Source organism: Aquitalea sp. FG25 (assembly GCF_057809375.1).
The window spans coordinates 37,748-63,227 of record NZ_JBMDJV010000010.1 but is presented as its reverse complement, the minus strand read 5'-3'; the positions used below and the strand labels follow the sequence as shown (position 1 = coordinate 63,227).

27 protein-coding genes are annotated in these 25,480 nt (G+C 59.6%); 9 read left to right on the top strand and 18 right to left on the bottom strand.

What is annotated here, in order from left to right; translation table 11 throughout:
• Positions 1–8: 8 nt before the first annotated feature.
• From leuD to leuC, 3 genes are read right to left on the bottom strand one after another with little or no spacing between them, the layout of a single operon-like run.
• Positions 9–653, bottom strand: coding sequence for a 3-isopropylmalate dehydratase small subunit (gene leuD / locus ACODR9_RS10740; RefSeq protein ID WP_488809245.1), 645 nt, complete (start codon positions 651–653; stop codon positions 9–11).
• A gap of 26 nt (positions 654–679) precedes the next feature.
• Complete coding sequence (locus tag ACODR9_RS10735) at positions 680–832, bottom strand: entericidin EcnAB (RefSeq protein ID WP_124643729.1); 153 nt, start codon at positions 830–832, stop codon at positions 680–682.
• A gap of 21 nt (positions 833–853) precedes the next feature.
• The gene (gene leuC, locus ACODR9_RS10730; RefSeq protein WP_488809244.1) at positions 854–2,260 is read right to left on the bottom strand and encodes a 3-isopropylmalate dehydratase large subunit; all 1,407 of its coding nucleotides are present in this window, start codon (positions 2,258–2,260) and stop codon (positions 854–856) included.
• Between the two features lie 241 nt (positions 2,261–2,501).
• On the opposite strand from leuC, the gene ACODR9_RS10725 reads away from it, so the two are divergent.
• Positions 2,502–3,281, top strand: a complete 780-nt coding sequence (locus tag ACODR9_RS10725) for a helix-turn-helix transcriptional regulator (RefSeq protein WP_488809243.1) — start codon at positions 2,502–2,504, stop codon at positions 3,279–3,281.
• Here the strand turns inward: ACODR9_RS10725 and ACODR9_RS10720 are convergent.
• From ACODR9_RS10720 to ACODR9_RS10710, 3 genes are read right to left on the bottom strand one after another with little or no spacing between them, the layout of a single operon-like run.
• Positions 3,268–4,458: an MFS transporter gene (locus ACODR9_RS10720; protein WP_488809242.1), complete on the bottom strand. Its 1,191-nt coding sequence runs from the start codon at positions 4,456–4,458 to the stop codon at positions 3,268–3,270. The genes ACODR9_RS10725 and ACODR9_RS10720 overlap by 14 nt on opposite strands.
• Before the next feature lie 54 nt (positions 4,459–4,512).
• The gene (locus tag ACODR9_RS10715; protein ID WP_488809241.1) at positions 4,513–4,923 is read right to left on the bottom strand and encodes an RNA-binding S4 domain-containing protein; all 411 of its coding nucleotides are present in this window, start codon (positions 4,921–4,923) and stop codon (positions 4,513–4,515) included.
• Positions 4,920–5,573 carry a fumarylacetoacetate hydrolase family protein gene (locus tag ACODR9_RS10710; protein WP_488809240.1) on the bottom strand — a complete coding sequence of 218 codons (654 nt, stop codon included), beginning with the start codon at positions 5,571–5,573 and terminating at the stop codon, positions 4,920–4,922. Before ACODR9_RS10710 ends, ACODR9_RS10715 begins: the two co-directional genes overlap by 4 nt.
• A gap of 449 nt (positions 5,574–6,022) precedes the next feature.
• Between ACODR9_RS10710 and ACODR9_RS10705 the strand changes: the two genes are divergently transcribed.
• The gene (locus ACODR9_RS10705) at positions 6,023–7,720 is read left to right on the top strand and encodes a PHA/PHB synthase family protein (protein ID WP_488809340.1); all 1,698 of its coding nucleotides are present in this window, start codon (positions 6,023–6,025) and stop codon (positions 7,718–7,720) included.
• Between the two features lie 82 nt (positions 7,721–7,802).
• Positions 7,803–8,984: an acetyl-CoA C-acetyltransferase gene (locus ACODR9_RS10700; protein WP_488809239.1), complete on the top strand. Its 1,182-nt coding sequence runs from the start codon at positions 7,803–7,805 to the stop codon at positions 8,982–8,984.
• 220 nt (positions 8,985–9,204) lie between these two features.
• On the opposite strand, the gene ACODR9_RS10695 is transcribed toward ACODR9_RS10700, so the two are convergent.
• Positions 9,205–9,552, bottom strand: a complete 348-nt coding sequence (locus ACODR9_RS10695) for a YkgJ family cysteine cluster protein (protein ID WP_488809238.1) — start codon at positions 9,550–9,552, stop codon at positions 9,205–9,207.
• 75 nt (positions 9,553–9,627) lie between these two features.
• On the opposite strand from ACODR9_RS10695, the gene ACODR9_RS10690 reads away from it, so the two are divergent.
• Together ACODR9_RS10690 and ACODR9_RS10685 are read left to right on the top strand one after the other, a co-directional pair.
• Complete coding sequence (locus ACODR9_RS10690; RefSeq protein ID WP_488809236.1) at positions 9,628–10,845, top strand: alkaline phosphatase family protein; 1,218 nt, start codon at positions 9,628–9,630, stop codon at positions 10,843–10,845.
• 57 nt (positions 10,846–10,902) lie between these two features.
• Positions 10,903–11,289, top strand: a complete 387-nt coding sequence (locus ACODR9_RS10685; protein ID WP_488809235.1) for a putative zinc-binding protein — start codon at positions 10,903–10,905, stop codon at positions 11,287–11,289.
• Here the strand turns inward: ACODR9_RS10685 and ACODR9_RS10680 are convergent.
• The 4 genes from ACODR9_RS10680 to ACODR9_RS10665 all read right to left on the bottom strand — a co-directional run bounded on the left by ACODR9_RS10680 (position 11,281) and on the right by ACODR9_RS10665 (position 15,562).
• The gene (locus tag ACODR9_RS10680; protein ID WP_488809234.1) at positions 11,281–12,339 is read right to left on the bottom strand and encodes a hypothetical protein; all 1,059 of its coding nucleotides are present in this window, start codon (positions 12,337–12,339) and stop codon (positions 11,281–11,283) included. The genes ACODR9_RS10685 and ACODR9_RS10680 overlap by 9 nt on opposite strands.
• Positions 12,340–12,405: 66 nt before the next feature.
• Positions 12,406–13,344 (bottom strand): alpha/beta fold hydrolase, encoded by a 939-nt coding sequence (locus ACODR9_RS10675; protein WP_488809233.1) that lies wholly within the window; start codon positions 13,342–13,344, stop codon positions 12,406–12,408.
• Between the two features lie 111 nt (positions 13,345–13,455).
• On the bottom strand, positions 13,456–14,184 hold the full coding sequence (locus tag ACODR9_RS10670; protein WP_488809232.1) for a pseudouridine synthase: 729 nt from the start codon (positions 14,182–14,184) through the stop codon (positions 13,456–13,458).
• A gap of 427 nt (positions 14,185–14,611) precedes the next feature.
• Entirely contained in the window at positions 14,612–15,562 is a 951-nt protein-coding gene (locus ACODR9_RS10665; protein ID WP_488809230.1) for a DMT family transporter, read from the bottom strand.
• A 187-nt stretch (positions 15,563–15,749) separates the two neighbouring features.
• Here ACODR9_RS10665 and ACODR9_RS10660 point away from each other — a divergent pair, with 187 nt between their 5' ends.
• Complete coding sequence (locus tag ACODR9_RS10660; RefSeq protein WP_488809229.1) at positions 15,750–17,279, top strand: amidase; 1,530 nt, start codon at positions 15,750–15,752, stop codon at positions 17,277–17,279.
• Here ACODR9_RS10660 and ACODR9_RS10655 read toward each other — a convergent pair.
• The 5 genes from ACODR9_RS10655 to ACODR9_RS10635 all read right to left on the bottom strand — a co-directional run bounded on the left by ACODR9_RS10655 (position 17,276) and on the right by ACODR9_RS10635 (position 21,147).
• On the bottom strand, positions 17,276–17,737 hold the full coding sequence (locus ACODR9_RS10655) for a PqiC family protein (protein WP_488809339.1): 462 nt from the start codon (positions 17,735–17,737) through the stop codon (positions 17,276–17,278). The two genes, ACODR9_RS10660 and ACODR9_RS10655, sit on opposite strands and share 4 nt — an antisense overlap.
• Before the next feature lie 146 nt (positions 17,738–17,883).
• Complete coding sequence (locus ACODR9_RS10650) at positions 17,884–19,563, bottom strand: PqiB family protein (RefSeq protein WP_488809228.1); 1,680 nt, start codon at positions 19,561–19,563, stop codon at positions 17,884–17,886.
• On the bottom strand, positions 19,532–20,197 hold the full coding sequence (locus ACODR9_RS10645; protein ID WP_488809227.1) for a paraquat-inducible protein A: 666 nt from the start codon (positions 20,195–20,197) through the stop codon (positions 19,532–19,534). Before ACODR9_RS10645 ends, ACODR9_RS10650 begins: the two co-directional genes overlap by 32 nt.
• Positions 20,179–20,817: a paraquat-inducible protein A gene (locus tag ACODR9_RS10640; protein WP_488809226.1), complete on the bottom strand. Its 639-nt coding sequence runs from the start codon at positions 20,815–20,817 to the stop codon at positions 20,179–20,181. The genes ACODR9_RS10645 and ACODR9_RS10640 overlap by 19 nt, the downstream gene beginning before the upstream one ends.
• 6 nt (positions 20,818–20,823) lie before the next feature.
• Entirely contained in the window at positions 20,824–21,147 is a 324-nt protein-coding gene (locus ACODR9_RS10635; protein WP_488809224.1) for a helix-hairpin-helix domain-containing protein, read from the bottom strand.
• Positions 21,148–21,297: 150 nt separating this feature from the next.
• Here ACODR9_RS10635 and ACODR9_RS10630 point away from each other — a divergent pair, with 150 nt between their 5' ends.
• Positions 21,298–21,627 carry a DUF2249 domain-containing protein gene (locus tag ACODR9_RS10630; RefSeq protein WP_488809223.1) on the top strand — a complete coding sequence of 110 codons (330 nt, stop codon included), beginning with the start codon at positions 21,298–21,300 and terminating at the stop codon, positions 21,625–21,627.
• Positions 21,628–21,918: 291 nt separating this feature from the next.
• Positions 21,919–22,218, top strand: a complete 300-nt coding sequence (locus tag ACODR9_RS10625) for a YMGG-like glycine zipper-containing protein (protein ID WP_488809222.1) — start codon at positions 21,919–21,921, stop codon at positions 22,216–22,218.
• 56 nt (positions 22,219–22,274) lie between these two features.
• Here ACODR9_RS10625 and ACODR9_RS10620 read toward each other — a convergent pair whose 3' ends face one another.
• Positions 22,275–23,051 (bottom strand): sulfite exporter TauE/SafE family protein, encoded by a 777-nt coding sequence (locus tag ACODR9_RS10620; RefSeq protein WP_488809221.1) that lies wholly within the window; start codon positions 23,049–23,051, stop codon positions 22,275–22,277.
• A 91-nt stretch (positions 23,052–23,142) separates the two neighbouring features.
• On the opposite strand from ACODR9_RS10620, the gene ACODR9_RS10615 reads away from it, so the two are divergent.
• Positions 23,143–24,066 (top strand): LysR family transcriptional regulator, encoded by a 924-nt coding sequence (locus tag ACODR9_RS10615; RefSeq protein WP_488809220.1) that lies wholly within the window; start codon positions 23,143–23,145, stop codon positions 24,064–24,066.
• A 58-nt stretch (positions 24,067–24,124) separates the two neighbouring features.
• Here the strand turns inward: ACODR9_RS10615 and yiaY are convergent, their stop codons facing one another.
• On the bottom strand, positions 24,125–25,255 hold the full coding sequence (gene yiaY, locus ACODR9_RS10610) for an L-threonine dehydrogenase (RefSeq protein WP_488809219.1): 1,131 nt from the start codon (positions 25,253–25,255) through the stop codon (positions 24,125–24,127).
• Positions 25,256–25,480: the final 225 nt, after the last annotated feature.

Below are 25,480 nucleotides of genomic sequence, written 5' to 3'. Positions count from 1 at the left end.
TCTCCGGTTCAGGCCTGATGGAACAACCAGGGCTGGCTCTGGCGGCGGGCCGCCTCGTAAGACTTGATTTCGTCCGCGTGTTGCAAGGTGAGGCCGATTTCATCCAGACCACCCAACAAGCAGTGCTTGCGGTGCTCGGTGATGTCAAAGGCAAACGACTGGCCGGACGGGGTGGTGATGGTCTGTGCTGCCAGATCCACCGTCAGGCGGTAGCCTTCGCTGGCTTCGCATTCGCGGAACAGCTGGTCCACCACTTCAGCCGGCTGCACGATGGGCAGCAGGCCGTTCTTGTAGCAGTTGTTGAAGAAGATGTCGGCAAAGCTGGGGGCGATCACCACGCGGAAGCCCTGGTCGTCCAGCGCCCACGGTGCGTGTTCGCGGCTGGAACCACAGCCGAAGTTTTCCCGTGCCAGCAGCACTTGCGCCCCGGCATAGCGCGGGAAGTTGAGCACAAAATCAGGATTCAGCGGACGTACGCTGTTGTCCATGCCCGGTTCGCCGTGGTCCAGATAGCGCCATTCGTCGAACAGGTTGGGGCCAAAGCCGGAGCGCTTGATCGACTTGAGAAACTGCTTGGGGATGATCGCGTCGGTATCGACATTGGCGCGATCAAGCGGGCACACCAGCCCGTCAAGTTTGTTGAATGCTTTCATGGGATTCTTTCCGAATCGGGCCGCCCTTACTGGGCAGCGTTTTCGATGGCCTGTCCGGCCTTCTGGATGCCATGGCCGACAGCCTGGCCACCTTGTTTGAGGTCTTCACCCGCGCCGTGTAAGGTATTGCAGGCAGACAGCAGGATGGTCACGAACAGGCTGAGTGCAATTTTTTTCATGGATGAATTCCTTTCGCAGAATTAAAGCTGACGGATGTCAACAAAATGGCCGGTCACCCCTGCCGCTGCCGCCATGGCCGGGCTGACCAGATGGGTACGTCCACCCTGCCCCTGACGGCCTTCGAAGTTGCGGTTGGAGGTGGAGGCACAACGCTCGCCCGGTTGCAGACGGTCGGCATTCATGGCCAGACACATGGAGCAACCCGGCTCGCGCCATTCAAAACCTGCCGCGATGAAAATCTTGTCCAGCCCTTCGGCTTCGGCCTGTGCCTTCACCAAACCAGAACCCGGCACCACCAGCACTTGCTTCACACTGGCCGCCTTGGTACGGCCACGTGCCACGGCAGCGGCTTCGCGCAGGTCTTCGATTCGGGAATTGGTACAGGAGCCGATAAACACGATGTCGACCGGAATGTCTTTCACCGGGGTATTGGCAGTCAGACCCATATAGGCCAGCGCGCGTTCAATACTGCCCTTTTTCACTGGGTCGGCTTCGGCAGCCGGGTCCGGCACGATGCCGTCGATATCGGTCACCATTTCCGGCGAGGTGCCCCAGGTCACTTGCGGCTTGATGTCGCTGGCTTCCAGTTCCACCACGGCGTCGAAATGCGCGCCCTCGTCGGAGTGCAGGGTGTTCCAGTAAGCCACGGCGGCATCCCAGTCCGCGCCACTCGGGGCAAACGGGCGACCCTTGACGTAGTCGATGGTTTTTTCGTCCACCGCCACCATGCCAGAACGGGCACCCGCTTCGATGGCCATATTGCACAAGGTCATGCGGCCTTCCATCGACAGGCTGCGGATGGCTTCGCCGCCAAACTCGATGGCATAGCCGGTGCCGCCGGCAGTGCCGATTTTGCCGATGATGGCCAGCGCCACGTCCTTGCCGGTAATGCCGGTAGGCAGCGGGCCATTCACCTTCACCAGCATATTCTTGGATTTCTTGGCTACCAGGCACTGGGTGGCCATCACGTGTTCCACTTCCGACGTGCCGATACCGTGGGCCAGTGCGCCAAACGCGCCATGGGTGGAAGTGTGACTGTCACCACAGACCACGGTCATGCCCGGCAAGGTGGCGCCTTGCTCCGGCCCCATCACGTGCACAATGCCCTGCCCCTTGTCCTTGAACGGGAAGTAGGCCAGCGCGCCGAAGGACTTGATATTGGCGTCCAGGGTTTCCACCTGCTGACGGGAAATCGGGTCCTTGATGCCTTCGTCCCAGTGGTCGGTCGGGGTGTTGTGGTCGGCGGTGGAAACCACCGAGTCCACGCGCCACAGGCCGCGCCCGGCCAGTTTCAGGCCTTCAAAGGCTTGCGGGCTGGTGACTTCATGCACCAGATGGCGGTCGATATAAAGAAGAACCGTGCCGTCGGCCTCTTCCCGCACTACATGGCTGGACCAGAGCTTGTCGTAAAGAGTTTGTGCTGTCATGGCTTCCTGCTCGTGAAATGGCGGTGATGAAACCGCCGGTTTGCCGGATATCAAGGCAGCCATTCTGTCACGCTGATCATTACCGCCACAAGGCTGTCCTGATCGCCTTGGCCGTGGTGCGCTACAGAAATCGGCTGTTGTTGGCACACATCATCGCGCAGCTTTTTTCCTAGTACAAGATAAGCATTTATACTAGTACTGACACTACTACGTTAAAGTGGAAACGCGATCAGGAATCAACATGAGCCAGAGCAAAACCACCAGCCCGCTGGGTGAATTCATCCGCGCCCATCGCGAACGGGTCAGCCCGCAACAGGCTGGCCTGCCCGCAGGCAGCCGACGCCGCGCCAAAGGCCTGCGGCGCGAGGAAGTGGCCGCCCTGTGCGGCATCAGCCCTACCTGGTTAACCTGGATTGAGCAGGGCCGCAGCCAGTCGGTATCAGCCCAGACTTTGTCCCGCTTGGCCGATGCGCTGCTGCTGACCCATGCCGAGCGTGATTACCTGTTCAAGCTGGCCGGGCTGAAAAACCCGCAGGAGCGGCAAACTGAGCGCAATCCACAATCGCGTCAGGCATTGAGTGCGGCGGTAGATGTGATTGCCGCTCCAGCTTATGTGCTGGATGCCAACTGGGATGCGCTGGCCTGGAATACGCTGGCGGCCGAGCTGTTCAGCGGCTGGCTGGACCAGCCACTGGCACGACACAACTTGCTGGATTTCATGTTTTTGCAAGCCGCTTCACGCCAGTTGGTGGAAGACTGGCCGATGCGCGCGCGCCGTATGGTAGCGGAGTTTCGCGCCGATGCCGGTGAGCGACTGGAAGAAAGCGCCATTCACCAGTGGGTGGACACCCTGCGTCAGGGCAGTGTGGAATTCGATACGCTGTGGCAGCAGCATGATGTGCAAGGCCGCGAGGGCGGCGAGCGCGCCTTCAACCATCCGCAACGCGGCCGTCTGATATATCAGCAGCTGACGCTGAACCTGGCTGCTGCGCCGGAGCTCAAGCTGATCATGCTGCTGTAGCCTTGGCGTACGGCTCTGGCCGCAACCAGCGCAGGCACACCAGCACGCCCAGCGCCGCAGCCAGTACCGACATGCCAAACGTCAGCAACATGCCGCCATGCGGCCACAACAAACCGCCGACCAGACCGCCGGAACTGCCGCCCACACCAAACGAGGCAATGATGTACAAACCCTGCGCCCGGCCCTGATGCTGCTGGGCAAACATCCGGTGAATCAGGCCCACCGAGGTAGCATGGTGCAAGCCGAAAGTCAGCGCATGCATGCTTTGCGCCAATACCGCTAGTACCGGCTGCTGCACCGCACAGGCAATCAGCACAAAGCGCAGCACAGCAGTCAAGAGTGAGGCCAGCATCAGCCGCTCCAGCGAAAACCGCCCCATGATGCGCGGCATTAGCAGGAATACCAGGATTTCACTAAGCACCCCCACCGACCACAACAAGCCGATGGCCCCCTTGTCATACCCGGCATGGCGCAAGCCGATGGAGTAAAAAGTGTAATAAGGCCCGTGGGCGTAAGCCATCAGGAAGCAACAGGCAAACAAGGCCATTACGCGCGGCTGGCACAGGGTCTGCCAGATTGGCTCTGCCACCTGGTGGTGACGCGGCCTGCTGACATCGGGCACGAACCAGCCAGCCAACACGATGAAGGTCAGCAGCAGCAGCAAGGCCCAGGGTAGATTGGCCAGATGGATCAGGTCCAGCACATAACCACCCACCATGGACAGGCAGACAAAACCGATGGAGCCCCACACCCTTACCCGGCTGTAGCGGCCTGGCTGGGCACGCGTGAGATAAGCCGTGCTGGCCTCAACCAGCGGCAAGGCCCCGGCCCAGAAAAAGTGCGATACCGCCAGGCTGGTGAAAATCCACCAGAAACCATTGCCCAGCCCCACCAGCGCAAACGCCAGCGCCGAACACAGCGAGGTACTGATGATGATGGCCCGTCGCCGCCCTTGCCGGTCCGCCAGCCAGCCCCAGAAGCCGGGTGCCACGATACGTGCCAGCGTGGACAGGGCCATCAGCACGGAAATCTGTAACGCAGAAAAGGACAAGGACTCCAGATACAAGCCCCAGAACGGACCAAACAGACCCTGGAAGGCGAAATAGGCAAAATAGAACACCGCGAACGGGCGCAGTGACGGGGTAGCCGTCGTGGGAACCGCAGATGAAGCAGACATCAATACACAATCAGAACAAGCTGCCGCAACCCTTGCCAGAGTGCGGCATGGTGATTACAGGGTGCCCTTGAAGCGGGAAATATCGCGCCGGGCTTTCTTGGTGGGTCGGCCTTCGCCATGCGGAAAGCTGGCATGCTCGGCCTTCAGCAACAACATGCGCTCTTCGCGCTCAGTCTTGCTCGCTTCGTCTTCCTGATACATCAACACCGCCTCCTTGGCCGGACGACGCTGGGTGGCCAGCTGCAACACGGTAATGCGGTATTCCAGCTGGTTGATGCGCAGCAATAGTTCATCCCCCTCGCGCGCGATGCGCGAAGCCTTAACCCGCTCGCCATTTACCAGCACCCGGCCCAGCTCCAAGGCCTCGTGCGCTAGCTGACGGGTCTTGTAAAAGCGGGCAGCCCACAGCCATTTGTCCAGCCGCACCTTGCCGTCGTCTTCGTCCTGCTCGCGCTGGCGACTCATGCCGCCACCGTCCAGTCGGCGCTTACCACACCGTCCAGTTGCAGGTGCAGCACATCCCCCGCATGCAGGGCTGCCACGCCTTGCGGTGTGCCGGTATAGATCAGATCGCCAGCTGTCAGGCCATAAACCTGCGACAGATAACTGATGAGGGTGGCCAGCGGATACAGCATCAGGCGGGTATCGCCTTGCTGCCGGGTTTCGCCATTTACCAGCAGGCTGAAGCTGAAGGGCTGACTGACATCCAGATGGGAAGTCGCCACAAAATCCGACACGCAGGCCGCATGGCGAAAGCCCTTGGCCTTGGTCCACGGCTTGCCGCCTTTCTTGGCTTCGCTTTGTACATCGCGCGCGGTCAGATCCAGGCCGATGCCCACCCCCGCAATGTGAGACAACGCATCTGCAGCGGCAATATCACTACCACCCTTGCCGATCAGCAGCACCAGTTCGCACTCGTGGTGCACGTCAGAAGAATAGGCCGGCAGCACAATGTCCTGCCCGCTCAGGGAGAGGGCCGAGGTAGGCTTGAGGAACACCAGCGGCTCCTCTTCCAGCTGATTACCCAATTCGGCCACATGTGCCGCGAAATTGCGGCCAATGCAAAAAATATTGCTGACTTGCTGCTCCACGCCATCCAGCATGACAACTGCCATGGTGCACTCCTTCCGGTTCAAGCGCCCGATTATCCCAGAAGTGCCATGCTTGCGGGAGCCAATTGATGATTATACGTATGTCATCGGAATGGTATTTCCTGCTACCATGCCGCCCACCACGACTGACCCGATCGCCTTTAAATGACAAGCCCGCCGGAACTGGCTGTGGTATTGGGTTAAGGACATGGACATGATTTGTGCATTGCCGCAACAGCCCTGCACCCACCGTGGATTTTTTCAGGCCGGCATACCGCCAGCCGGTGAAATTGTCATACAGTCCTGTTACAGTCAGCGAGTACCCCGGCGGCGGCAACACCGCCCGACCGCCCCGGACAGCACGTATCCACCCACCCCTACACGGCATGTTAAGGAGATGTACCTTGACTCAGGACACGACCGCTTCCCTGGAGAGCTTTTTCTCCAGCCTCTCCGAGGCCAACCAACAGTGGATGCAGCAGTTTGTCAATTCGATGACCGCCGGCATGCCACTGGACGCAGCTGCCAATCCCATTTCCGGTGCCTGGAACCAGATGGTGAGCAACACCAACCAGATGCTGGCCATGCAGACCAATCTCTACCAGCAGCAAATGAATATGTGGTTGCAATTCCTCGGCCAAAAGCCGGCCGAAGCTGCAGCACCGGCAGCCGGAACCGACCGTCGCTTTGCCGCACCGGAATGGAACGAGCACCCGTTCTACAGCTTCCTGAAACAAAGCTATCTGCAAACATCCAAGTGGATGACCGAGCTGGTCGATCAATCCCAGCTGGAAGATGAGTCCAAGGAAAAACTGGCCTTTGCCACCCGCCAGTACCTGGATGCCATGGCCCCCACCAACTTCATGCTGACCAACCCGGAAGTCATCAAGCGGGCACTGGAAACCAAGGGCGAAAGCCTGGTGGAAGGCATGAAGAACATGGCCGAAGACATCCAGAAGGGCCATATCTCGATGTCGGATGAAAGCAAGTTTGACATCGGCAAGAATATCGCCACCACACCGGGCGAAGTAATTTTCCGCAACGAGCTGATCGAACTGATCCAGTACACCCCCACCACCACCGAGGTGTACGAAAAACCGCTGCTCATCGTGCCGCCCTGCATCAACAAGTACTATCTGATGGATCTGCAGCCGGACAACTCCATGGTGCGCCACTTTGTGGCCCAGGGTTACAAGGTCTTCCTGATCAGCTGGCGTTCTGCCGTCCCGGAAATGAAGCATTTCACCTGGGAAAGCTATATCGAGAAGGGCGTGATCGCAGCGGCAGAAACCGTGAAAAAAATCACCAAGCAGCCCAGCATGAATGCACTGGGCTTCTGCGTGGGCGGCGTCATCCTCAATACCTCGCTGTGCGTGATGCAGGCCAAGGGCATCAAGCTGATCGACAGCGCCACCTTCATGACTTCGCTGGTCGACCATGAAGACCCGGGTGAGATCAAGGTGTTCATCGACGAAAAGCTGGTCGCCAGCCGCGAAGCCAAGCTGGCCAGCGGCGGCATCGTCAGCGGCAAGGAAATCGGCCGCACCTTTGCCAGCCTGCGCGCCAACGATCTGGTATGGAACTACGTGGTCAACAACTACCTGCTAGGCAAGACCCCGGCCCCGTTCGACCTGCTGTACTGGAACAACGACGCCGTCGACCTGCCGCTGCCGATGCATACTTTCTTCCTGCGCCAGTTCTACCTGAACAATGCGCTGGTGAAGAAAAATGCCATCACCCTGTGTGACGTGCCCATCGACATCAGCAAGCTGGATATCCCGCTGTACGTATTTGCCGCCCGCGAAGACCACATCGTGCCGTGGAAATCCGCCTTCTCGGGTATCAAGTACCTGACGGGCGCCCCGTCGCGCCGCTTCGTACTGGGTGCTTCCGGCCATATCGCCGGTTCCATCAACCCGGTTACCAAGGACAAGCGCAATTACTGGGTGAATGAAAATCTGGTAGACGACCCGGAAGTGTGGCTGGAAAGTGCCGAAAGCCGTCCGGGTAGCTGGTGGAAAGACTGGGACAGCTGGCTGGCCCCGCAGTCCGGCAAGAAGGTTGCCGCCCCCAAAACGGCCGGCAGCAAAGAGTTTCCGGCACTGGTGGCAGCCCCTGGCACTTATGTGCTGGCCAAGGCTATGCCCAGCACGGTAGCCAGCCTGCAATAATCATCCGATGCCCGGCACATGCATGCCGGGCACATGCTCCTGACAGGAGCCCCCACCGCAGAACCATAACGGAGAGTTAGCTATGCAAGAAATCGTGATTGTTGCCGCCCTGCGCACTGCCGTAGGCAGCTTTGGTGGTGCACTGTCCAAAGTTCCGGCCTCGGAACTGGGTGCCACCGTCATCAAGGGCCTGCTGGCTCAGACCGGCGTTAAACCGGAAGACGTCAGTGAAGTGATTCTGGGCCAGGTGCTGACTGCGGGTGTTGGTCAGAACCCGGCACGCCAGGCCGTGATCAAGGCAGGCCTGCCCATCACCACTCCCGCCTCCACCCTGAACGTGGTATGTGGCTCCGGCTTGCGAGCCGTACATCTGGCAGCACAGGCCATTGCCAATGGCGATGCCGACATCGTGATTGCCGGCGGCCAGGAAAACATGTCGCTGTCCCCGCACATTCTGCCGGGTTCGCGTGACGGCTTCCGCATGGGTAATGCCCAACTGGTGGATACCATGGTGGCTGACGGTCTGACCGACGTATACAACCAGTACCACATGGGCATTACTGCTGAGAACGTGGCCGAGAAATACGGCATCAGCCGCGAAGAACAGGACGCGCTGGCCCTGGCTTCGCAGAACCGTGCCGAAGCAGCCCAGAAAGCCGGTAAGTTCAAGGATGAAATCGTTCCGGTACTGGTGCCGCAGCGCAAGGGGGATCCGGTAGCCGTTGATGCCGACGAATACATCAAGGCAGGCACCACTGCCGAAACCCTGGCAAAACTGCGTCCGGCCTTCAAGAAAGACGGTACCGTGACCGCTGGCAATGCTTCCGGCATCAATGATGGCGCGGCTGCCGTCATGCTGATGACTGCTGCCAAGGCAGATCAGCTGGGCCTGAAGCCGCTGGCCGTGATCCGTGGGTACGCCCTCACCGGCTGCGCTCCGGAAATCATGGGTATTGGCCCGGTTGCCGCCACCCGCAAGGCCGTGGAAAAAGCCGGCTGGACTGTTGAGCAGCTGGATCTGGTAGAGGCCAACGAAGCCTTCGCCGCCCAGGCGTTGGGTGTTGCCCGTGAGCTGGGCTGGTCTGCCGACAAGGTGAACGTCAATGGTGGTGCCATTGCACTGGGTCACCCGATTGGTGCATCCGGCTGCCGCGTACTGGTTACCCTGTTGCATGAAATGCAGCGTCGTGATGCCAAGAAAGGCCTGGCAACCCTGTGCATTGGTGGTGGCATGGGTGTGGCGCTGGCCGTTGAGCGCCGCTGATCAATTCAGCTGAAGCCAAACAGAAAACCGGGCACATGCCCGGTTTTTTATTGCCACAAAAAAGCCCCGGCGTACTTGCCGGGGCAGTTTCGGTCAACCGCCCTGCTGGCTGACCGAGGTGGAGACATTACGCAAGACGGTAGGGTATTTATCCTACAGAACACAGCGTTTTTTCAGAATAGCGGCCAGCGCATCGATTCCCAGTAAAAATATCTAGCCTTTAGCCCAGTTGCAAACGCGGCAAACCATTTTGAGCCCGTGCACGATTACACGCTTCCTCATAAATGCCAATACTGGCGCGGGCACCAAATTCGCGACAAGGAGAAGGCCGCTCGCTGTAAATACCGCAACTGACCGATTCCCCCACCTTGCCCACCAAGGCAATGCAGCGCGGGCGGGCATAATCGGTTCCACGCATGCGCATGGTGGTGGCGGTTTCCTCATCAGCCAGCCGTGCCGGAACGCGGCCACCCGGCTCGGTATCCAGTTCGGAGTAATGAAAACTCACCCGAAAGGCAGCACAACAGGCACCACAACGTTGACAGATGTTTTGCTCGGCTTGGGACATACGGATAAACCAGAGATTCAAGTCGGCACAGTATGCCTGTAAGCTGGGTGAATTTCAGCCGTATTGCGAGTCTTCATGCCCTCCCCGCTCTCCGCACTCTGCCCTGGCAGCCATTGGCCCGATTACCGGGGTAGCAGTCTGCTCAATCTCATGGCCAGCCTGAGCCGTGAACTGGGTGGCCCGCATACTGGGCATGCCGGGCTGTACCAACCATGGCTGTCCGGTATTGCCCGGCACCAGCATGTAGTACTGATACTCGTCGACGGCTTAGGCGAGCAGCAACTGCGCACACTAGGCCCGGACAGCATGCTGTACCGCCATCAGCTAGCCACCCTGAGCAGTGTGTTTCCCGCAACGACGGCAGCAGCCATCACCACGTTGCTGACTGGCCATTCCCCCGCCAGCCACGGGCTGATTGGCTGGCATCTGCATTACCCGGCGGATGAGGCAAGACAAGAACGTATTGTGGCGCCCCTGCCCATGTCGGTACGGCATCCCGCCGCAAGCACGCTGACACCGGAGCAACTGGCATGCCAGTTGCTAGTTTGCCCGCCCTTGCTACCACAACTGGGGCGGAAGGCAGAGATATTGCAACCGCACTACATCGCTGGCTCGCCTTACAGCCTGCATCATGCAGGAAACATCAAGCGCACTGCCTATCGGGATATCGAGGATGCATTTGCCCAGTTGGCCGCCAGCCTGCAACAAGATCAGACACCGGGTTTTCACTATCTTTACCTGCCACAACTGGACAGCCTGATGCACCGACAGGGCTGTCACTCACACGCGGTACAAACCCTGTTTACCCAGTTGGATACGGCCTTTACCCAGTTAGCGGAGATTGCCGACCAAACTGACAGTGCCATCCTGCTTACCGCCGACCATGGCTTTATCGATACTCCGCGCGCACGACAGATCAGCCTGGATGAGGATTTTCCGGCACTGTACGCCATGCTGGCTTCTCCCCTGTCCGGCGAGCGCCGGGCCGTGTTCTGCCATATAAAGCCGGGCCTGCGCGAAGCATTCATCGACCTGGCCCGGCAACAGCTCGGCCATGCCTGCTGGGTGGTGGACAGCCGGCAGTTGCTGGAGGCCAGGGCCTTTGGGCCTGGCCAGCCACACCCGCAACTGGCAAGCCGCTGTGGCGATGTCACTCTGCTAGCGCGTGCTGACTGGAGCATCCGCGATACCCTAGCCCACGAGAAACCACTGTATCTGCCAGGCCAGCACGGCGGGGTGAGTGCGGCGGAAATGAATGTGCCACTGATTCTGCGCCTCCCCCAGAAGGAGTAGCCGTTCTGATGCCTGAGGCTAATACCGCCAGGCCTGCCATGCATCGCACAATGAGGCATGACATCTAATAAATTCCCTCTGGTCTACGCGTGTTCGGGCTGCTCCAGCGCAGCTCAGATGGCGAATGATCTTGCGCTGCGCCTGGATCGTGAAGGTCTGGCGGAAATGTCCTGTATTGCCGGCGTTGGCGGCGGCGTACCCGGACTGGTGAAACTGGCCCAATCCGGCCGCCCCATTCTGGCGCTGGATGGCTGCCGTCTTTCCTGTGTGCAGGCCTGCCTGCGCCAGGCGGGGGTGCAGGCCGACCATGCCTTGCTGCTGTCTGACCAGGGGGTGGTCAAATACAAGCATCAGGCTTATGCCATCAGCCAGGCAGAAGAAGTGTGGCCGCAGATCCGGGACAGTGCCGGTGCACTAGCCAACAAAAAAACCGAATCAGAATAAACCGCTCTGCAGCTGTTGCTGCTCCAGCGAGGCCAGCTCGTCAGCAAACTGCTGCTCCAGCTCTTGCAAATGCTGGCGCTGCACATGTACCGGCATCAGCACGCGGGAGATCGGCTGCAACTGTCCCAGTATCACCTGCTCGTAGCTGAGGGCAGTCACATCATCCGCATCCACCCTGTCATGCAGTACGCCCATGCGATTCAGGCAGATGGTTTGTGCTTCTACACGGAAAAAACCTTCCGGCTGCTCCAGCACCTCGCGTACGACCTCAAGAATGCCATCCAGCTCGGTCAGTCGTACCAACGGTTGCAACTGCTGCTGCACTTCAGCCTCGCGCTGACGTAGTGTCTGGGCGTCTGCCTGCTGCAGACTGGCCAGGGTGCCAGACCCTCCGGTGGCATCAATCACCACCCGCCCCTCCTGTCCAAAGGTAGCCAGCTTTAGCTGAAGCTGTTCCAGCTCGGTCTGTAAATCCAGCCGCATTTGTTGCAGTAACTTGATGCGACGGTCGATCACGGCAACCAAAACAGTAAGACCGTGGCGACGAGTACTCTGCTGCAGATCCTCGGGCGTGGCCGACGGGTCGATCAGACGATGCTGGTCGAAACTAACAACCTGCTGGGCAACATCGCTGCGGATTTCGCCATTGTGCTCCACCATGCCAAAGCGTACGGTTTCGCTGCGGCTCATGCTCATAATGGCCCAGGCTTCATCCCCCTGGCTGGCCGACAGAAAAAAAGACTGCAGTGGAGCGCTGCCCTTCAGGCACAGCAACAGGCTCAGCGGGCTGGAAAACAGCAGACCCAACCGGCGATCGGTGGCAAAGCTGCGCAGCGAGAGTTCCAGTGGCGCAATACGCTGCCAGGGCAGCCCGGCCAGATAGTCCAGCGTACGCCGTGTGCCGGGGAGCAGACGTTGCTGATAGCCCGGCAACAATCGCAGCCGGCCATCGCAGCCGTCAATCACGGTCTCGATGGCATGCAGCAAATCAGCCTTGTTTTGCCTTGAAGCCTCATCCAGCCCCAGTTTCTGCCACAGCCAATCCAGCATTGCTACCTCTCCCTCAGACAAAAGCAATAGTATGCCCGGTATACAGTACCCGGCAGTGGTCATGGATCAAGTCTGCGGCGCGGCCACCTGCAAAATATCTTGCAAGGCAGCCACAGTCTCTATGGCAGATACAACAGGCAGCACATGGGTTCCACCATCAATGGTGATCAGCGGTGCATCCAGCTGCAGGGCCAGGCGCTGGCCGATGTGCAAGGGGAAAATTTCATCCTGCGTCCCCCACACCACCGCAGCCGGCATAGTCAGCGGCTGTTTTAGGCGCTCGACATGCGCCTGCTGGCCGGTGGCCAGTTCCTGCATCAGCGCCCGCAACTGCGGTGCACGATCCCGGTAATAAAACTGCCAGACATCCCTGAGTACATACTGCGGTGCCCGTGCCAGCGGACTCCCCACCAGCGCCATCATGCGGGCAAGGGCTTGCGCATCGCCTGGCACAAACAGTTGTTCGGCAGTCTGTACTTGCGCCCGCGCCAGCAGATCTTGCTGGTCATCAGGCGTGTAGGCCATGCCCGGCGAAGCCATGATGACCAGGCGCGCGATCTTTTCCGGCATCCGTCGTGCCAGCTCCAGCGCCACGAAACCACCATAGGATAAACCCACCAGTTGTACCGTACCCGGTACGCGGGCGCGGATCAGCGCTTCCAGCGCGTCCGCTTGTGCCTGCAATGCAGGCGCAGTTGCAGCATGGCTGCGCCCAAACCAGAGCAAATCCGGAACCAGTACGTGGTGACGCTTGACGAGCGCGGCCATTACCCGCGCCCAACTGGTGGGACCGTCGCCACCAAAGCCGTGAATCAGCAATACGCTGTGGCCACGGCCACCTTCCAAATAAGCCAGCTCGCCATCCGGGAGAGACAGCCGGTGGCTGCGAAACCCCACCAGCCGCAGACTGCAACGCAACAGCCACTGCCCGGCAGCAGAGGGGAAACAACACAGCAGCAGCAAACTGGAAAGTACCAGCAGCAATATCGTCAGCATCAGGTTCATGGCCTTGATAATGTCATGCCCGCCCAACAAATCCAAGCCGGATATTGCAATGCAAAACGGCGACCACCGGTCGCCGTTGCTCAATGTCGGGCAAGCCCGGCCAGACGCGGGTCAGAACATCTCGTCATCACGCAGATAACGCCACTGTCCGGTGGGCAGATTACCCAGCTTGATGGTGCCGATGCGAATACGCTTGAGCCCTACCACCCGCAAGCCCACCAGCTCGCACATGCGGCGAATCTGGCGCTTCTTGCCTTCACGCAAGACAAAGCGCAGCTGGTCTTCGTTCTGCCAGGCAACTTCCGCCGGCTTCAGCGCCTCGCCATCCAGCGACAGGCCATGATTGAGCAAGGCAAGGCCACGTTCGCTCAGTTCACCGGTTACACGCACCAGGTATTCTTTTTCAACCGTCGAGTTTTCACCGATGATGCGCTTGGCCACCCGGCCATCCTGGGTCAGCACCAGCAGGCCCACCGAGTCGATGTCCAACCGACCGGCCGGAGCCAGCCCACGCAGGTGGCTCGGGATGAAGCGTTTCTTGCTGGGGTCTTCCGACCAGTGGTTTTCCGGCTTTACCAGCGTCACTGCTGGCAGATAGCCCTTTTCGGCCTGGCCAGAAACATAGCCAACGGGTTTGTTGAGCAAAATGGTCACGCGTGACGACTGGGCATCCTGTGCTTTTTTCAGCACTTCAATCGTGTTGTGTGGCAGCACTTTCTGGCCAAGCACGGCCACTTCGCCGTCTACCTTGACCCAGCCTTGTTCGATATAGCTATCCGCCTCGCGACGGGAGCAAATACCCAGTTCGGCCATCCGCTTGGAAAGGCGTACGGGTTCCATGTGAAGCATCCTGTAATAAAAAAAGCGGGTAGCACCGATGCCGCACTGCAAGCCGGATATACACCCGACAGCACGTCATCACCGGCACAGCCGCTGTTGATCTGCCGCTATTGTAGGGGATAGACCGCAGACTGACCATGATTACCACCATGCGCCAGGTGCTGACACGAGGCCACCACAGGGGGAAAACACTACCGGGAGCAAAAGACAGGCAAGAAAATGCCCGGTGAAACGGGGAGGAATCACCGGGCCGAGCTAAAGCCAATACTGAAGAGGAACAAAAGCCAGAGGTACTTCAACTACAAAGCAAAATTAAGGTTGGCAGGTACTGCAGGAGATCCAATAAGTACGGGCACTGCCAACAGACGTAACTTTAGTAGGAAGCTGTCTTTTTAACCATCCGTAGAAATCCGTAGTCAACACCGCATCAGTCGGCAGTTGATAGCGCCACGGCCACCTGCTGGTGGCTGCTGACAGCACGACGATTGAGCGAACCCAGCACAATGCCGGCAAAAATGGCCGCCAGACCGGCCACATGATACCAGTGCAACTCCTCCCCCAGCAGCATGATGGATTGCACCGCACCAAAAGCCGGCATCAGATAAAGAAAACCGGCAGCCTTGGCCGCCCCCACCTGGGCAATGGCGCGGTTATACATCAGAAAAGCCAGCACCGAAGGGAATATCCCCAGATACAACAAGGACACCCCGGCAGACAGGGACAGCAGGTGAAAACCGCCAGCCTGCCAGGTTTCCTGCACAAACGCCGGCAACAGCATGCACTCCCCCACCAGCAGCAGCACCATCATCATCACCCTTGCATCCAGCCCAGGCAGCAAGGTACGCAAGCCCAGGGTATATATCGCCCAGCACAAGCCGGCAGCCAGCACCAGCAAGTCGCCCCGGCTGAACTGCATCGCGCTCATGCCCAGCACATTACCCTTCAGCACAATCAACAGGGCACCGGCCATGGCCACCAGCATGCCGGCCCACTGCCGACGCGCCAGCTTTTGCCGGAAATACAGCGAGCCCAGCACCAACACCATCATTGGAGTGGCGCTATTGAGAATGACCGCGTTGGTGGCCGTAGTAGTCCGCACTGCGACATACACCAGCGTATTGGTTAAACCAATGCCAAACACCCCCAGCAGTAGCAATTTCTGCCATTGCTGCCGCAGCAGTGGCCAGGCGCGGCCAAGCCGTGGCAGACCGAAAGGCAGCAAGCAGAGCAAGGCAATGGCCCAACGCCCGAAAGCCAGGCCAAACGGGCCGATCTGGCCGTGGATGGCACGGGCGATGACAAAGTTGGTAGACCACAGCAGCATGGTCAGCACCAGCAGGATATAGGCAGAGCGAGGGGAAGAAGCGATACGCGTCATGATGATGAGCACAATGGAGAATGCGGTAGATTCTACCCAAGCGCTAAAACACATAAATTCAAACTTCTACAAAATTATATTAATTAATTTTTTTATTTTTAAAATATATGAAATAAAAAACCATAAATACAAAAAATAAAGCAACACTATAAAATTACAGCACCAACATAGCCAGGCAAAACCGATTATGCTGAACGAATTCAGTCAGCACCAGGAAGAAACCATGACATTTTTCCCGGAATACGAAGAGCACGACGGTCTGTCGCTGGCCAGCGGCCAGATCAGCCAGGCTGAGCTGCTACGCGCGGCGCGGGAAAGAATGGACGCCCGCAATCCGCCATTGAATGCAGTGACCCAGCGCCTGGACACCATGGCAGACCGCCAGCAGGTGCTCGCTGGCAGCAGCCCGCTGGCAGGCTTGCCCATCCTGCTCAAAGACCTGCTGGCCGATGTGGCCGGCACGCCCACCAGCAACGGCAGCCGCCTGTTTGCCGGGCATGTTCCGCAGCAGGATGCCGAACTGGTGCGCCGCTACCGGGCGGCCGGGCTGGTATTTGCCGGCAAGACGGCCACGCCGGAGTTCGGCCTCTATCCCTATACCGAATCCGCCCTCACCGGGGCCACACGCAACCCCTGGAATCTCGCCCTCAGCTGTGGCGGCTCCAGTGGTGGTTCGGCGGCTGCAGTGGCCGCCGGCATGGTACCCATTGCACATGGCGGCGATGGCGGTGGTTCCATCCGCATTCCGGCATCCAATTGCGGGCTGTTCGGCCTCAAGCCCAGTCGCGGGCGCTCGCCATGCGGCCCGAACCGCTCGGAAAGCTGGCAGGGTTTCACCAGCGAACACGTATTGACCCGCAGCGTACGCGATAGCGCAGCCATGCTCGACATCCTGTGCCAGGGCCACGACAGCAGTGATGCTTACCATTGCCCGCCACCAGCACAGCCGTTTCTGGCTGCTCTGACGCATCCGCCGGGCAAGCTGCGCATCGCGTTCACACGTCGCCCCTTCATGGGCGGGCAGTTGCATCCTGAGTGCGATGCCGCCCTCAGCCACAGCCTGCGCTTGCTGGAAAACCTGGGACACAGCGTGGAGGAAGCCCACCCGCCACTGGATGGTGCCGAAGAAATGTGCCGTGCCATGCTGGTGATGGTATGCGGTGAAATGGCCTGCCTGATGCGCAACAGCATGCGCCTGTGCGGGCGCAAGGCCAGCTTCCGGCTGGTGGAACCATCCAGTTGGACGCTGGCGCGCTACGGTGAAATGCTTTCCGCCGGTGAGTTTGCCTGGATGCGCGACTTCGCCTTGCGTCAGGGGCGCAGCATGCAGGCATTTCATCAACGCTACGACGTGCTGGTGACGCCGGTATTGAACCAGCTGCCGGCAGCCATTGGCAGCCTGGGAACCACCCGCCTTGAAGACGCGCTATCCACCTTGCTGCTGGGCCATCTGGGCTGGGACTGGACACTGAAACTGAGTCAACTGGTACCGGCGCACTCACGCAAGCTGATGGAATACATTGGCTGGACTATTCCCTTCAACATGAGTGGCCAGCCAGCCATGAGCGTGCCGCTGTACTGGACTGCCAGCAATATCCCGGTGGGTACCCAGTTTGTTGCGGGCACGGGGCAGGACAGCTTGCTGCTGCAACTGGCGGCGCAACTGGAAAATGCCCAGCCCTGGTTCCAGCGCCGCCCGTCTTCTGCTACGCGTTAGCGTACCGGATGCAACCAGTCAGCATGTGCCGCCAGCGCCGTGGCAATCTGCCGGCTCAAGTCATCCAGCAGCACCTGCTGTGCAGCTACCAGGCCAGCGCTGTCCAAGGTGCTGGCAGGGTGTTGCTGACTGAAATAGCCCTGTAGCAACACACCCCCTTGCCCCGGTCGCAGTACGCGCCATGCTGCGCTCAAGGTGGCCCCCTGCCCTTGCTGCAGGCGGAAGTCGCGCACATCCAACTGCAGAACCAGATCTGCTCGCGCCAGGCCCAGTTGCGGCGCGGCATACACGCTGGACAAGCCCAGTTGCGCAGCCAGATTGCCGGCTAAGGCCTGTGTCAGCAAACGGGGCAAGCTGGCTGTCCAATAATGCTGCTCCAGCAGCTGCGGGCGACCCTGCGCGTCGAGCAGCAGCAACTGGGGCCGATCACTGCCTGCAGGCAGGCTGACCTGTTCCACCAGCAATACCGCACCGGGCTGCAAGGCTTGCGCACCGGCCAGGCCAGCTTGCAGCTGATGGTAATGCACCGGTACCGAACTGCAGGCCGTCAATCCCGTCATCAGTAACATCGCAGCCAGGCGGCGGATCAGGGCGAATTGCTTGCTCATGGTTTGCTTTCCTGTTTGCCACGGATCAGCGCTTCCGGGTGACGATCCAGATAATCACTCAGCGCACGGAAGCTGCGCGCGGTTTCGGTTACTTCCTGCGCCGCCTTGCGCACATCCTGCTGCAAGGGTGAGTTCACCTGCAGTGTCTGATTGGCGTTATCCAGCGTCTGCTGCAATTGCTGCAGGGTTTGCAGCGTCTGCGGCACGACCTTGCCATCCAGGCTACTACCCAGCTGCCGAACCGTACCCAGCGTGGCGTGCAGTTCCTTGATGGTGGCATCCAGCTCCTGGCCTATGCTGTCAAACGGCACCTTGTCCAGCTTGCGGGCAATGCGCTGCAGCACGCCTTGCAGCTCTTCCAGATCACCCGGAATGGTGGGCAGCATATCCATGCCCTGACTACGGCCAAGACGCGCCGGTTTGGCATCGCGGAAGAAATCCAGCGCCACATACAACTGGCCGGTGAGCAAGCTGCCCGAACGCAGCTGCGCCCGCATGCCGTGCTCCACCATCTTGTCCAGTTTCAGTTGGTGCAGACGGGTTTCGTCCAGATTGCTGGACATGCTGATCAGTCGGCTGGGGAAGATGCGGATAGTCACCAGCATGTTGAAGTCCTTGCGCGGCGCATCGTATTCCATGCCGATGGCGGTGACTTCACCAATGATGATGCCTCGGAAATCCACCGGGGCCCCCACCGCAAGACCACGCACCGACTGCTGGAACTTCAGCTGCAGCGGCACCACTTCGTGGTCTGGCGACTGCATGGCCTGCTCGCGGGTATTGGACAGGGTGAACGCGCTACCAGCCGCAGCCTGCTTGCCGTCCTCGGGCGAAACCGGGGTTTCGAAGGCCACGCCGCCCAGCATGATGGCACTGAGCGACTGGGTATTCACTTTCAGGCCATTGGCCGATACCGACAGGTCGATACCGCTGGCATGCCAGAAGCGGCTGTCTGCCGTGACAAAACGGTCGTACGGCGCATTGACGAATACGGTGATGTCGACATTACGGCCATTACGGTCCAGCTGATAGGCCACCACCTGCCCCACCGGTACGCGGCGGAAATACACCGGTGCGCCAATATCCAGCGACCCCAGCTCCGAGGCTTTCAGCACAAACTGGCGGCCTGGCAGGTCGCCGGTAATGATGGGCGGGACATCCAGCCCGGTAAAGTGCTGGCTCATCTCACTGCTTTTACCGGCATCCATGCCGACATAGGCACCGGAAAGCAGCGTACCCAGGCCGGATACACTGCCACCGGCAATGCGCGGCCGTACGATCCAGAAGCGACTGTCGCGTGCCAGAAAGCGCTCGGCTTCCTTGCTCAGCTGGGCAGTGGCCTCGATATTCTTGCTGTCCGGGCTGATACGCACCGCCGTCACTTCGCCGATATCCACATCCTTGTATTTGATGCGGGTTTTGCCAGCCTCCAGCCCTTCGCCACTGCGGAAGGTAATGGTAATGGTGGGGCCGCGCGCCAGAATGGCCTGCACCGCCAGATAGCCGCCAATCAGCGCCGCCACCAGTGGAATCAGCCACACCAGCGAAGGCGACCAGCGGCCAGGCCGGGCAGGCCGGGCCACCGCCAGCGGCACGCCATCAGGGCTACGGGAATCATCAGCGCCGGTTGCGCTGTCATGCTCGTCAGTCGTTTGCGGCAGAGGCTTGTCGCTCATCATCATCCTCGAAGACATCCCAGATCAGTCTGGGATCAAAATGCATGGCGGAAAGCATGGTCAGCACCACCACGGCACCAAAGGCCACCGCCCCCGGGCCGGCCTTGATGGTAGCCAGTGATTGCAGCTGTACCAGCGCCACCAGCAAACCGACCACATAAATATCCAGCATGGACCACGGCCCCACCACTTCCAACAGGCGGTACAGCCGGGTGCGCTGCCGAGGTGCCCAGCGCGAACGCCAGTGCACGGTCAGCAGCAACAGCAACATGGACAGTATTTTCAGCAAGGGCACCAATACACTGGCAATGAACACCACCAGCGCCAGCGGCCAGGAACCATTGCGCCACAGATAGGCCACCCCGCTCATGATGGTATCGCGCTGGGTGCCGGACAGCATTTCCGTCAGCATGATGGGCATCAGGTTAGCCGGGATGTAGCACACCACGGCTGCCAGCAAAAAGGCCCAGGCGTATTGCAGGCTGTGCGGTTTGCGCCGGTGCAAGCCGGCACCGCAGCGCGGGCAGCAGGGTGCGCTGCCCGCCAGCGTGCTGCCGACACGACATAGCTGTCCGCAACCGTGGCAGGTCCACAGCCCTTGGCTGGCTGCACTGCTTACCTGGTAGCGCGGCATGCCTGATAGCGCTCCCAGAGCAAGCCCGGATCAAACCGGCTGGCATTACCTGCCAGCAAGATGATCAGGGCAAAAAACGACCACAGGCCGATGCCCGGATGAACCTCGGCCATATGGGCAAGTTTTACCAGCGACACCAGCACCCCCAATAGAAATACTTCCACCATTCCCCATGGATGCAGCACGCGTACCAGGCGCATCACGCGGGCAAAGCCGCGCGGTGCATGTCCCAGCGCCAGAGGAAGCAGCAGGTAGAGCAGGCAGAGCAGCTCCAGCCCCGGCGTCAGCACGCCGGTCAGCAATACCAGAAAGGCCACCGGCTCCATCTGCTGCTGCGATAGCTGCCAGGCCGTCCCCAGCAGGGTGGTGGCCGTCTTGACCCCATTGGCCTCCAGACCGACAACCGGAAACACATTAGCCAGCACAAACACCAGCAAGCCGGCCAGCACCAGGGCCAGCGAGGTGCTTGGACGATAAGCCGGCCCTGGCAGCAACTGGCAGCCACAGCGACAACACAATGCGCCCTGCTCCGTCTGCAGCGGGGCAGATTGCAGCAAATCGCATTCGTGACAGGCTAGCAGGCGTGTGCCGGTAGCCGGCGGGCGGGTTTGGTGACTCATGGCGCGCTATTGTACAGCCGGTGGCAGCAGGCTGACAGCTTGCCCGGCCTGCCACTGCTTGCGCCGAGGCGTAAAGTGCCACCAGGGTAGCGCCTGATCATGCTGCAAGTAATGGCAGACCGAAATGAAGACATCCAGCACACAGGGGTCCTGCCTGGTCCCGCTCAGGCTGCACAGCTGAAGGTAAAGCGCATGCGGATCAGCACCGGCCAGCGTCTGTGGCGTCTCGTGTCCGAGCAGGCGCAAGTCCGCCGCCATGGCCGGACCGACATTGGGAAGCTGCAGCAGACTATATGCCTGCGCGGCAGGAGGACAACGTTGCGGCTTCATCACAAGCTCCGGTTTTTGCTACAGGCTGACGGCAAGGGCGCTACCTGCAGTGCAATTGGCAAAGCTGAAATTCTTATCCTGACTCAAGGATAGGCAAGCCTGGCCTGCGACAAAATCCGGGCTTCACCACCCTCAAGCAGGAAGAACACCATGACTACGCTGTCCCCCCAGCTGCATACCAGCTATCTGTTCGATGCTCGCGGTATTGCCAAGCGCTTCCGCCATGCTGCTATTTTCGGCGCACTTGAATCGCTGCACGATGGCGAAGTGATGCGCTTTGTCAATGATCACGATCCGCTGCCCTTGCTGGAACAGGTCCGCCAGCGTTATGGCCATCAAATTACCTTCCGCTATGCCGAGCGCCAGCCGGAAATGATCGTGATCGAATTCCAGGTCAGCCTGGGCCAGCCCCAGGAAACCGCCCCGGCCAGCGGTGGCGGCTGCGGTGGTGGCGGCGGTTGCGGCTGCTCCGGTCAGTAAGCCCCGCCAGGCTGCGCAGTATTTCCCGCTGCAGCATGACAATGGCTGTTGCAGGGTCAGGTGATTTACCCGACCTGACTCTGTAACAGATTGTTATAAACCCAAGTTGGCAGCATGGAATAAAAACTTACTTAAAATCAGCATCTTGCCATTCATTCAGCGCAAGGCCATGCCATGGCCATTTCTTGCCAAACGCTTTTCAATACTTGCTAACAATTCACCACTTGTCCGATTTGCCCTGCCATTACTAGACTGCCGCCACTAACTTAGTGAAAGCAGCAAACCATGCAAATGAACAAGTGGATTTCGGTCATTGCCCTCAGCCTGGCAGCCACTGCCGCCCAGGCCGGTTCGACAACAGATGCGATTCTTGGTGGTGCAGTAGGTGGTGCAGCAGGTGCAGCAGTCGGTAATGCCGTGGGTGGCCGCAATGGCGCCATCATCGGCAGTGCGGTGGGAGGAGCCACCGGCGTGGCCATTACCACCAAGGATCAACGCCAGGACGGCCCGGCGCGTGATGAGGGACGCCGTTATCATCACCATCGTCATCACGACCATGGCCGTCACCGTGGCTGGGACAAGCACGACTGAGTCCTCAGCGGGCAACAAGACAAAAGACCACGCGATCCGGCGTGGTCTTTTTTCATTTAGCCATGCAGCCAGGGCTGCAACATGTCCCAGGCCAGTTTGCCAATCAGTACCGTGGTCAGCAGCAGGAACAACATCCGCACAAAGCCGGCACCCTTTTTCATCGCCACCCAGGAACCGGTCATCGCCCCCAGTACATTGAAGCCCGCCATGGGGATGGCGTACTGGAACAGCACATTGCCGGTAGGAATGAAAAACGCCAGCGCCGCCACATTGGTGGTGAGGTTAACCACCTTGGCCGCCGCCGATGCATGCAGGAAATCAAAGGCAAAAAAGCGGATGAACAGAAAAATCAGAAAGCTGCCGGTGCCCGGCCCAAACAAGCCATCATAAAACCCGATGGCCCCACCAATGGCCATCCCCACCACCATCTCGCGCCGCCCTATCGTCACCGGCTTGTGCAGCTTGCCAAAGTCCTTTTTCCACAAGGTGTACATGGCCATCAACACCAGCAATACCAGCACCAGCGGGCGAATCACCGACTTGGGAATAGCATTCACCGTGGCCGCACCAGCAAACGACATCACAAATGCGGTGATGGCCGCCGGAATCACCAGCTTCCACGGCAGGCGTACCCGCCGCAAATAAGAGCGGGTGGCCGACAGCGTGCCCACTGCCGAGGACATCTTGTTGGTGCCAAACAGCGTGGCTGCCGAGTACTGCGGCAAAAAATTGAACAGCGCCGGGGTCTGGATCAAGCCACCGCCACCAACGGCCGCATCAATCAAACCAGCCATAAAAGAGAAGAAACACAAGAATCCCAAGGTCAACAACATGACAGCCTCCTGATAATGCTTGCCATTGTAGGGCTTGCACCGGCCATGTTGTTGCAATACCGTATTGCAGATTCTGCAATCTGGTGAATATATGAAGCTGCTATGGGAACTGCAGGTATTTTGCGCCGTGGTGGAACGCAAAAGCTTTGTCTCGGCTGCACGTCAGCTGGGAACATCCCCCAGCACCGCCACCCGTGCGGTGCAAGCGCTGGAAGAAAGCCTGGGCAGCAGCCTGCTGGCGCGCTCGCAAAAACAGGTCAGCCTGACCATGGCCGGCGAAGCCTACTACGATACAGCGCGGCAGATGTTGCAATTACAGGAAGAAGTGGAAGACGACCTGGCCGCCCTGGGCAGCACACCACGCGGCTGGCTGCGTTTTTCTGCCCCAGAAGTAATGGCCAGCCATTTCCTGCCGCCCATTCTGCAGCAGCTGTCCAGCAGCAACCCGCAACTGCGGTTTGACATCCTGTACAGCGATACCGTTCTGGAGCCGATACGCGAAAAGCTGGACTTCAGCATCCGGGGGGCCTATCCCGCCTCCAGCGAACTGATTGGCTTCCCGCTCTGGCCTTATCAACGTCGGCTGTACGCCAGCCCGGCCTATGTCGCCAGCCGTGGCCTGCCGCTGCAGCCAGAAGAGCTGTCCGAGCACGCCATCCTGATTCATGCCGCGCCACGCATCCTGAAAGCCTGGAATTTCGTTTCGGACAGCCATCAGGTCAGCCTCAATCTGAATGCCAGCCATCGGGTGAGCTCCGGCAATGCCGTGCTGCAGGCCGCTTTGGCTGGCTGGGGCGTGGCACGCATGGGCGACTGGCTGGCCGAACCACTGGTGGCCAGCGGCCAGTTGCTACGCTTGTGCCCGGACTACCGCATCGTATCCAGCCGGGGGGAAGATGCGCAGATGCATGCGGTGTTTGCCAGTCGCCGCATCCCACGCAAGGCCAGACTGGTACTGGATGCCATCCGCAGCGCCGCCCATGCCGCCGGTTTTGCTAGCATCCATGTGCAATAAACCATGAAAAAGGGCCGGCAAAGCCGACCCTGTCGCGTGCAATCAGACTGGCTGCCGATTACATGGCTGCGCGATAGATGGCGCAGATTTCTTCATGCGTAGCCTGTACCGGATTGGTAAAGCCGCAAGCATCCTTCAGGGCATTGGTGGCCAGTACCGGGATATCCTCCTCTTTCACCCCCAATTGTGTCAGACCAGCCGGGATACCCACCTTGGCCGCCAACTGACGGATGGCTTCGATCGCATCGTCCGCACTGGCTTTCACGCCCAGCGCCACGCCAACATCAGCCAGACGTGCAGCCGCCACCTTGCTGTTGTACACCTGCACGTGCGGTAGCAATACCGCATTGCACACGCCGTGCGGCAGGTCGTAGAAGCCACCCAACTGGTGCGCCATGGCATGCACATAACCCAGCGAGGCATTGTTGAACGCCATGCCGGCCAGGAACTGGGCATAGGCCATTTGTTCGCGCGCTTCCATATCCTGGCCGTTTTCCACGGCACGCGGCAGGAAAGCCACGATCAGGCTCATGGCCTTAAGCGCGCAGGCATCGGTAATGGGTGTGGCGATGGTGGAAACATAGGCCTCGATAGCGTGGGTCAAGGCGTCCATGCCGGTGGCGGCAGTCAGCGACGGCGGCATGCCAGCCATGGTTTCCGGGTCGTTTACCGACAGAATCGGTGTGGTGTGCTTGTCCACAATAGCCATCTTGATGTGGCGCGATTCGTCGGTGATGATGCAGAAACGGGTCATTTCACTGGCGGTGCCAGCGGTGGTATTGATGGCCACCAGCGGCAATTGCGGCTTGGCCGACTTGTCTACACCTTCGTAATCCTGAATCTTGCCGCCATTCACCGCCACCAGCGCAATGCCCTTGGCACAGTCATGCGGCGAACCGCCGCCCAGCGAAATCACCACATCACATTGTTTTTCCTGCAGCAAGGCCAGACCGGCGTTTACATTGGCACTGGTCGGATTGGGGTGTACGCCATCGAATACCGCTGACTGGATACCCGCTGTGGTGAGCAAGCCACACACTTTTGCCGCCAGGCCAGTTTTGACCAGGCCGGCATCCGTCACGATCAGCGCACGCTTGAAGCCCTGGGCTTGCATGCTGTCAACGGCCTGCTGCAGACAGCCGGCACCCATCAGGTTGACGGAAGGAATGAAGAAAGCACTGGTAGCCATGATGATCTCCTTAGGGTGGGGTGGGTGCGGCCGGCTGCCTTGAAAAACAAGCCGGAAACAGCAGAGCCATTCAGCCCTGCCTGCCGCGCCAGTAAGGTTTGACTCCATCTTGGCACCGCAGTGGAATGGCATATTGCGTCAGATCAAATCCGGTTCTTTGTAGTTGCAGTACTACAAAGTCCAGTTGCCACAAGGCCTTGCCCGCCGACACAGCAGACAGCAGAT

Excerpts from the sequence above, each read along its gene's own strand:
- ACODR9_RS10660 (WP_488809229.1), top strand. The coding sequence starts at position 15,750 with ATGCTGAACGAATTCAGTCAGCACCAGGAAGAAACCATGACATTTTTC.
- ACODR9_RS10640 (WP_488809226.1), bottom strand. The coding sequence starts at position 20,817 with ATGAGTCACCAAACCCGCCCGCCGGCTACCGGCACACGCCTGCTAGCC.
- ACODR9_RS10650 (WP_488809228.1), bottom strand. The coding sequence starts at position 19,563 with ATGAGCGACAAGCCTCTGCCGCAAACGACTGACGAGCATGACAGCGCA.
- ACODR9_RS10615 (WP_488809220.1), top strand. The coding sequence starts at position 23,143 with ATGAAGCTGCTATGGGAACTGCAGGTATTTTGCGCCGTGGTGGAACGC.
- ACODR9_RS10675 (WP_488809233.1), bottom strand. The coding sequence starts at position 13,344 with ATGAACCTGATGCTGACGATATTGCTGCTGGTACTTTCCAGTTTGCTG.
- ACODR9_RS10720 (WP_488809242.1), bottom strand. The coding sequence starts at position 4,458 with ATGTCTGCTTCATCTGCGGTTCCCACGACGGCTACCCCGTCACTGCGC.
- ACODR9_RS10725 (WP_488809243.1), top strand. The coding sequence starts at position 2,502 with ATGAGCCAGAGCAAAACCACCAGCCCGCTGGGTGAATTCATCCGCGCC.
- ACODR9_RS10685 (WP_488809235.1), top strand. The coding sequence starts at position 10,903 with ATGACATCTAATAAATTCCCTCTGGTCTACGCGTGTTCGGGCTGCTCC.
- ACODR9_RS10715 (WP_488809241.1), bottom strand. The coding sequence starts at position 4,923 with ATGAGTCGCCAGCGCGAGCAGGACGAAGACGACGGCAAGGTGCGGCTG.
- leuD (WP_488809245.1), bottom strand. The coding sequence starts at position 653 with ATGAAAGCATTCAACAAACTTGACGGGCTGGTGTGCCCGCTTGATCGC.
- yiaY (WP_488809219.1), bottom strand. The coding sequence starts at position 25,255 with ATGGCTACCAGTGCTTTCTTCATTCCTTCCGTCAACCTGATGGGTGCC.
- ACODR9_RS10710 (WP_488809240.1), bottom strand. The coding sequence starts at position 5,573 with ATGGCAGTTGTCATGCTGGATGGCGTGGAGCAGCAAGTCAGCAATATT.
- leuC (WP_488809244.1), bottom strand. The coding sequence starts at position 2,260 with ATGACAGCACAAACTCTTTACGACAAGCTCTGGTCCAGCCATGTAGTG.
- ACODR9_RS10680 (WP_488809234.1), bottom strand. The coding sequence starts at position 12,339 with ATGCTGGATTGGCTGTGGCAGAAACTGGGGCTGGATGAGGCTTCAAGG.
- ACODR9_RS10665 (WP_488809230.1), bottom strand. The coding sequence starts at position 15,562 with ATGACGCGTATCGCTTCTTCCCCTCGCTCTGCCTATATCCTGCTGGTG.
- ACODR9_RS10670 (WP_488809232.1), bottom strand. The coding sequence starts at position 14,184 with ATGGAACCCGTACGCCTTTCCAAGCGGATGGCCGAACTGGGTATTTGC.
- ACODR9_RS10645 (WP_488809227.1), bottom strand. The coding sequence starts at position 20,197 with ATGCCGCGCTACCAGGTAAGCAGTGCAGCCAGCCAAGGGCTGTGGACC.
- ACODR9_RS10690 (WP_488809236.1), top strand. The coding sequence starts at position 9,628 with ATGCCCTCCCCGCTCTCCGCACTCTGCCCTGGCAGCCATTGGCCCGAT.
- ACODR9_RS10630 (WP_488809223.1), top strand. The coding sequence starts at position 21,298 with ATGACTACGCTGTCCCCCCAGCTGCATACCAGCTATCTGTTCGATGCT.
- ACODR9_RS10695 (WP_488809238.1), bottom strand. The coding sequence starts at position 9,552 with ATGTCCCAAGCCGAGCAAAACATCTGTCAACGTTGTGGTGCCTGTTGT.
- ACODR9_RS10700 (WP_488809239.1), top strand. The coding sequence starts at position 7,803 with ATGCAAGAAATCGTGATTGTTGCCGCCCTGCGCACTGCCGTAGGCAGC.
- ACODR9_RS10705 (WP_488809340.1), top strand. The coding sequence starts at position 6,023 with ATGCAGCAGTTTGTCAATTCGATGACCGCCGGCATGCCACTGGACGCA.
- ACODR9_RS10635 (WP_488809224.1), bottom strand. The coding sequence starts at position 21,147 with ATGAAGCCGCAACGTTGTCCTCCTGCCGCGCAGGCATATAGTCTGCTG.
- ACODR9_RS10735 (WP_124643729.1), bottom strand. The coding sequence starts at position 832 with ATGAAAAAAATTGCACTCAGCCTGTTCGTGACCATCCTGCTGTCTGCC.
- ACODR9_RS10620 (WP_488809221.1), bottom strand. The coding sequence starts at position 23,051 with ATGTTGTTGACCTTGGGATTCTTGTGTTTCTTCTCTTTTATGGCTGGT.
- ACODR9_RS10625 (WP_488809222.1), top strand. The coding sequence starts at position 21,919 with ATGAACAAGTGGATTTCGGTCATTGCCCTCAGCCTGGCAGCCACTGCC.